This is a genomic window from Paracoccus aurantiacus (genome assembly GCF_007993065.1).
In the GTDB taxonomy this organism is placed as follows: domain Bacteria; phylum Pseudomonadota; class Alphaproteobacteria; order Rhodobacterales; family Rhodobacteraceae; genus Paracoccus; species Paracoccus aurantiacus.
This window is the reverse complement of record NZ_VOPL01000010.1, coordinates 70482-76993: the sequence shown is the minus strand read 5'-3', so window position 1 is coordinate 76993 and position 6512 is coordinate 70482. Positions and strand designations below refer to the sequence as shown.

The 6512-nt window shown below is 60.9% G+C and carries 6 protein-coding genes; all 6 read right to left on the bottom strand.

The window, feature by feature from the left end; translation table 11 throughout:
- Window positions 1-321 precede the first annotated feature (321 nt).
- Window positions 322-2244, bottom strand: a complete 1923-nt coding sequence (locus FQV27_RS17340; protein ID WP_147100995.1) for a type IV secretory system conjugative DNA transfer family protein — start codon at window positions 2242-2244, stop codon at window positions 322-324.
- Window positions 2245-2255: 11 nt separating this feature from the next.
- Complete coding sequence (locus FQV27_RS17335; protein WP_147100993.1) at window positions 2256-2669, bottom strand: hypothetical protein; 414 nt, start codon at window positions 2667-2669, stop codon at window positions 2256-2258.
- Window positions 2670-2735: 66 nt separating this feature from the next.
- Window positions 2736-3740: an ATPase, T2SS/T4P/T4SS family gene (locus FQV27_RS17330; protein ID WP_147100991.1), complete on the bottom strand. Its 1005-nt coding sequence runs from the start codon at window positions 3738-3740 to the stop codon at window positions 2736-2738.
- Window positions 3740-5062 carry a TraB/TrbI/VirB10 family type IV secretion system protein gene (locus FQV27_RS17325; protein WP_147100989.1) on the bottom strand — a complete coding sequence of 441 codons (1323 nt, stop codon included), beginning with the start codon at window positions 5060-5062 and terminating at the stop codon, window positions 3740-3742. The genes FQV27_RS17330 and FQV27_RS17325 overlap by 1 nt, the downstream gene beginning before the upstream one ends.
- A gap of 10 nt (window positions 5063-5072) precedes the next feature.
- On the bottom strand, window positions 5073-5804 hold the full coding sequence (locus FQV27_RS17320; RefSeq protein WP_090525152.1) for a TrbG/VirB9 family P-type conjugative transfer protein: 732 nt from the start codon (window positions 5802-5804) through the stop codon (window positions 5073-5075).
- Window positions 5804-6490 (bottom strand): VirB8 family type IV secretion system protein, encoded by a 687-nt coding sequence (locus FQV27_RS17315; RefSeq protein ID WP_090525150.1) that lies wholly within the window; start codon window positions 6488-6490, stop codon window positions 5804-5806. The genes FQV27_RS17320 and FQV27_RS17315 overlap by 1 nt, the downstream gene beginning before the upstream one ends.
- Window positions 6491-6512: the final 22 nt, after the last annotated feature.

Here is a 6512-nt window from a genome sequence, read left to right as displayed (position 1 = left end):
TCGTGCGTATCGCCATGTCTTCGGTATCAAAGCCGAGCGAAAACGAGACGTCCGCCGACGCGGCCGAAGCTAATGCGACAGTTATCGCAATACTTGACACAAAGCGCATAAAATATCCTTCCTGTTTGTCAGAGACGGCCCTAGTAACAGCCGTTGTCCACGATCCTACTCCGACTGTATGGCTCCTACGAACGGCAGAAAAGTCCCGCATTGCTGCCGCCCGCCTCACGAAAATGCTGCACCAGCGGTCGAACGGCCGGTTCGGTGAAAGCAACATTGCGGCATCCCGAAATCGCGAAGGGCAGGATTGGGCCGGGACTGTCATTCGATGGGAACCTTCGCCTTCATCTTCTTCCTGAAATCCGACGCTTTCCTGATGGCCTCCTTGTCGGATGGCCGCAGTGATTCCCGTGCCTCGGCATCCGTCAGGGCAGGTTGGGCAGCCTCGACCTCCGCGATGATCTCCTTTGCGGTGATGCCTGCCGGCGGCGCATAGGCGAGCGGCCGGAACTGCGCCACCTGGCCTTGCAGCTTCTCGATCTCGTGACGCATCGACCTGATCTGATGCCGCTCGTCGGGATAGGGCAGCGGTCCGGACTGCGCCGCCATGATCTTCGAGAAATAGGGGTCTTCGTAATAGACGATGCGATCTGCCAGGATCGGGTTCTGCCGTTCGGGGATCAGGATAACCTTCGAGGCGTCGAGTTTCTTGACCTCGTCCGGGCTCATCAGCGGACGCTCTTCGTTCCGGCGCGACACGGACCGTCTGCGGAAGCCACGGCCGTCTGAGGACAGGCTGTCGCTGACCGAAAGGCGGGTTATCTTGCCCAGGGCCTCGGAAACCTCGGCAGCGGTCTTTTTCTCGTTCGGACTGATGAAGAGCTTCATCCCTGCCGCAGATTCGACCGACAGGCGATCATTTTCGCCATAGATATTGTCGAGACCGGGGATGGACTGCGTGATGATCGACACACGCCCGCCGTGCCCTGCCAGCTGCTTCAGCGACTGCACTACGATGGGCATCTTGCCCAGCTGGTCGAATTCGTCGAGAATGATCTGCACCGGCCATGGCTCGGTCTTGTGGTTCGGCAGGGACGACCGCAAGGTGGCGATCAATTCACCGAACAGCAGCCGCATCAGCGGCGCGAGGGTCACAATATCGTCGCTGTTGACGACGATATAGATCGTCTGCGGCTTCATTCGGATATTCTGCCAGCTGAAGTCATTGCCGCTGGTGACGCGATCGACCTTCGGATTCACCCAGAGGCCGAGGCCAGCCCCTTTAAGGACCGAGACATAGGAGGACAGCGTGCGGTCAGCATAGCCGCTGAAATCCATGAAGATGTCCTTGGTCTGCTGGTGACGGGCCTCGGCCGCGCGGGATTTGTATTCCTCGGACTTGTCGGCACCGCCGAAGAGGACGCGCGTGATTTCCCCGATGGTCGGCTTTCCGCGCTCGATGGCGAGCATCCCCCCGGCGACGAACAGCTCCCGTGCCCCGACGATGAAATCCGCCGCCCCGCCCTTTTCGCTGGTGGTCAGGAAATAGGTCGACAGCTTGCTCAGCTCGGTGAACTGCTGATCGGTATTCTTCAGGGCGGCGATACGTTCCAGCGGGTTGTAGCGATGCGAGGGGTAATCGAAGTCGAAGGGCGCGAAATAGAAGATTTCGTCGCCCTGCGCCTTACGGTGGCGGGATGTGGCCTCAAAAATTTCACCCTTCACATCGAGGATGACGCAGCTGCCGGGGAAGAGCAGCGTGTTCGGAATGACATAGCCGACACCCTTGCCCGCCCGCGTCGGCGCCACGACCAGGCAATGCGGAAATTTGTCCCAGTTCGAGGCAATGAACCGGAACCGGCCCGAGAAACGACCAAGGATGCCGTGTGTGCCGAGCCGCGCAAAAACCAGACCGCCGCCGATCATCTGCAAGAGGCCATTCTTCCTGATCTCGGCCGAAGACTGGAAATGCGCCTTGCCGTATTGGGTAAGTTTCTGAGTAAAGGACAGCGCCAGCGTGAAAAGTACCGTCGCGACCAGGGCCGCTCCGGCGATCTGATAACCAGTCAACCAGGGTTGCGTCATGCTGCGCGACAAGCCCGGAAACTGCTTCACAAGAATGAACATGTCGGCAGAGGCGGCATTGGCACCGAGTTGATGCTGGACCCACATGCCCCCAAGCATAAGGCCGATGATAGCACCGCTGATGATGCCGAAAGGCAGGGCGATCAATGTCCGGTTCATATGCCCGCCTCCTAAAGATCCATGTCCAGTTCGCGCTTCCCCGGATAAAGGCTGTGCCGTTGGTCTGCGGCAGCCTCGGCAAGAATACGACCATAGGCGGCCTCGACGGCCCCGCGATCCCGTTCAGCGAGTTGTGAGAGATTCTTGCGGATGAAGGCCATGTTCTCAGCGGTGCTCTGAACCAGCGTCATCATCATCGACGCATTGTCAGACTCGATGTCCCGCAGGCGCTCACTGCCGTCATTCTGTGTTGCGAGCTTCACCGGCGGACGATTGTCTTCACTGGACGCAAAGGCTTCGCCAGCCGGGTCTGCGTAAGGGCGGCCGTGAATGTAGATGACGGGCTGTCCCGCCTTTTCCGCCGCGCGGCCCTCGGCCAATGCCTCCCGCTGCCGCGCGGCCAGGCTTTCAATATCTTTATCCATCTATGACTCCTTCAAATCTGGTTGCGGCGCATGGACGAAACAGGCCGGTGGTCGAACGGGAACAATTCAGAGCAGATCGTCATCCAGGGCAGGGAAATAGACTTCCATGATGCCGCGCGCCTCGCCTTCCCGGCCGGTCTGGATCACCGCATCGATCGAGCCGCGCAGATAGCGCAGGATCTCGCCATAGTTCAGTTGGGTGCCGGTGTTCATCACCAGGAGCGCCATCTTGTCCATCGCCTTGCGGCCGCTGGCCGCGTGCAGTGTCGTGAAACTGCCCTCATGGCCGGTATTGATCGCGCCAAGGAAGGTTGCGGCTTCCCCGCCGCGCACTTCGCCCAGGATGATCCTGTCCGGTCGCAGACGGAGCGTCGCCTGGAGAAGCTTATCCGCTGAACGCGCCGAGGCGTCATTGCGCTCGGCGATCAGGCTGACATGGTTCGGCTGGTGCGGCAGCGCCTCCGCTGAATCCTCGATCAGCACCAGCCGTTCCTCGTCGGGGATCATCCACATCAGCCGACGCGCCAGTTCCGTCTTGCCGGCCGAGGTCGGTCCGGACACCATCATATTCAGCTTCATATCGACGCAAGCCTTCAAAACCGCATCTGCATCACCACCGACACCAAGATCGGCCGCGAGGCTGCTAATCTTCTCGATCTTCGCCAGCCGATCTGTTTCCAGCGAAATACCCTGCTGCCGGAGAAATCCGAATTTCTTCGGTTCCTCGGTTGGCAGACGCTGCCGGAAGACCCTGAACGACAGGATCGTCCCGCCGAAAGCCGCCGGCGCGATGATCGCCTGCACCCGCAGCGTCGCCCCGCCATAAGGCACCGTTGTGGAAATCATCGGCGACAAAGCCGTCAGCGGCTGCTCGGCGGATCGCGCGATCTGTCCGGCCAGATCGGTCACTTCCGATCGATTCAGGCTGATCCCGTCGAAGCGGCTCATATGAGCCGATCCGGCCTTTTCAACCCAGAGACCGGCATCGCCATTGATCGCCAGTTCGATCGTCAGAGGGTCGCCCAGGATCATATCGAGGCGCTTCAGGTAATGATCGAGATAGCCAGCCATCAGAACATTTCCAGATCGGTATTGACACGAACCATGACCACTGCGCCCTGATCGACCGAAATCGTCGCCGGAATGTCGAGATATTCGGCCATGACATTATCCAGGGCGTCAGAAGCATCCTGGCCGATGCTCTCAACGGTATCGCGCGTGGTTTCGCTGCCGCCATTTTCTTCGATACTGGCGACGGCAATGTCCGGCAGCGCACCGATGATCGACACGGCCGCAGCCGATCCGAAGCGGGCCAGCGTGTGATTGTTGACCTTGCCGGTCATACCCGCGCGACCGATGCGGTCTGTGCCATAGCCTTCCAGCTGCACGGATTGACCATCGGACGTGACCAGCCGGTCCCAGGCAATCATCACCCGGCGCTGTCCGCGCTCGATCTGTGAGTTATAGCGGCCATAGAGCTTCGAGCCGCGCGGAATCAGCACCTGGCTCATGTCCATCGACCAGACATCATAGCTGACATTGGCCGCGACATTGCCGGGCAACTGGCTGCTGATCGCCGTTTCCAGCGTCGCTTCGATCAGCGTGCCCTGGATAATGGTGTTCGAAGGGCTGCCGATGACCTCGCTCTGCGTCACCCGCGCCTTGTTCGCCCCGGCTCGCAGGAACTCGTCTCCGGCCGCATAATCGCGTGTCTCGCCGCCTTCGCCCGATGCCGCTCCAGAACCGCCGCTGGCCCGGAAGGCCACCATGGGCGAGGCGATCTGCGCTTGCCGGCGTGCTTCCTCTTCGGCACGGCGAGCCTCGTATTCAGCCCTGCGCTGCGCCTCAAGTGCGGCGGCGGCATCCTGTTCGCCAAAAAGCTGGTCCTGGGTTTCCAGTTGCGATTGCAGCCGCAGCATTTCCCGCTCGGCCTCGGCAAGAGCCTCGTCCTTCAGTGCCGCATCGCCCTTCAGCTGCTCCATTTCGGCCAGAAGCTCTTCGCGGGCAGTATCGCCCTCCGTCAGCTTCAACTGCAACCCTTCAAGCTGTGCTGCCAGTTCGTCGATCCGCGTCTGATCGACCACTTCCACCGTTTCCGTGCGCGTGGCCGGGGCTTCCGGCACCTGCGGCTCCGGTCGAGGCCGGGTGATGGTGAACCCATCGAGGCCGCTGCCGTCCTGGAAGTCAGTCACCTGCGATGTGGGCAGGTTCAGCGATGTGCCTTGCGGCGGCGCATCTGTCGCAGTCATAAACGCATAGCTGGCAAGAGCTGCGCCGGCGGTGAAGGTTCCGGCACCGATTGCCCAGGGCTTCCAGCGGTTCATCCGTCCGGGCTTGCGCTGAAGGCGCTGCAACCGTTCCTCGATGCCGCTCTGCTCGTTCTCATTCGCCATCGATACCTCCTTACAGCCCGGCCTGTGCGGCCGAGCCGGTCACGCAGACATATTGATCGCCATAGCGCAGCACCCACCGTTCCGAGCGGCCGGCAACCGTGATGACGGTGCCTTTCGTGGTGCTGTTGACCGCATATTCGAGACCCTTGCCATCAGCGCGGAAGACACTTGGCATCGGCGCACCAGGCGGGATCTGAAAATAGGTCCGGTTGCCATCGTCGGATACGCCGGTTGGCGCGAAGGTCGCGCCATTGACCTTGCGAGAGACCGCATAGCGCATTGGCGGCAGGGTCGCGGCAGCGGTCGCGGGGGCAGCGCCCGCCGAGCGGGTCGATCCGCCCTCGCCGGGCACCGTGAATTTCACCGACCAGCTGGGCGTGCCGCGGCTGGTTTCGACTAGGTTGATGAAATAGAACCGCCGGTTCGTCTCGACAGTCATATTGGTGGCAGCGCCCTGGATGACCGGCTTCACCGTGAAGACATTCGCGCCTTCCAGTTTGTCGATCTGGAAGCTTTCACTGTCGCCGATGGCGATCGACTGGATGCGTTCGCCATTACCAAGCTCGATCAGCGTCACGTTCCGCACCCGCGTCTGCACGGTATAGACCTGGCCTTCCTGATAGGTCGCATAGGTCACACGATGGTCGCGCGAGCCGGATTGGGGCCGCGCCTCGGCATGAACAAGGCCCGGCAGGGCCAGGAAAGCAGCCAGAGCGGCCGCGCCATAGGTCGATTTCAGCATCAGTTGCCTCCTTCCTGCTGGGCTTCGAGCGATTCAGCCGTCACGCGATAATCCGTCACCGTGAAGCCGAAGGGGTTTTCCCAGACCAGCTCGACCGCCGACTGCTGCGTGGGCACGAACTGATAGGTGACGGTCGCATAGAAATTGCCGATCCGGTCATCTTCACCCGGACGGCTCAGCGTCTTGGTGAAGCGCACCTGCGCCGTGTCTTCATCGATTGGGTTGACGCTCAGCACCTCGATCGAAATCTTGCCCGTCGCCCCATAGAGATCAGGCGGATAATCCGCATTGCCCTCGGTCCAGAGCGCCCGCACGCTTTGCTGCGCAATGCCGGCCGACTGGCGATAGACCTTCAGGATGCGCCGCTCGTTATCATTGGCATCATAGGTCTCGCGATCCATGACGTAATTGAAGACGAGGCTCTGCTTGACCGCATCCGCATGTTCGATGCTCGCGTTCTCGATCTCGACCGCGCGTTCGGCGATGCCGGTGTCGCGGTCCACGATTGTCAGGTAAGCCTGCGTCTCCTTCAGCGGCAGCAACATGACAAGGGCGGTCAGCTCGCCCACCGCAATCAGGCTGCTGAAAATCGCCACACCCCAGGCCGTCCGCAGGCTGCGTCTTGCCCCGAAAATCAGCTCGCTTTCGAGAATCGTCCTCTGTTCAGACACGCGGTCTGTCATCATTTCACCTCATGAATTTGGCTCT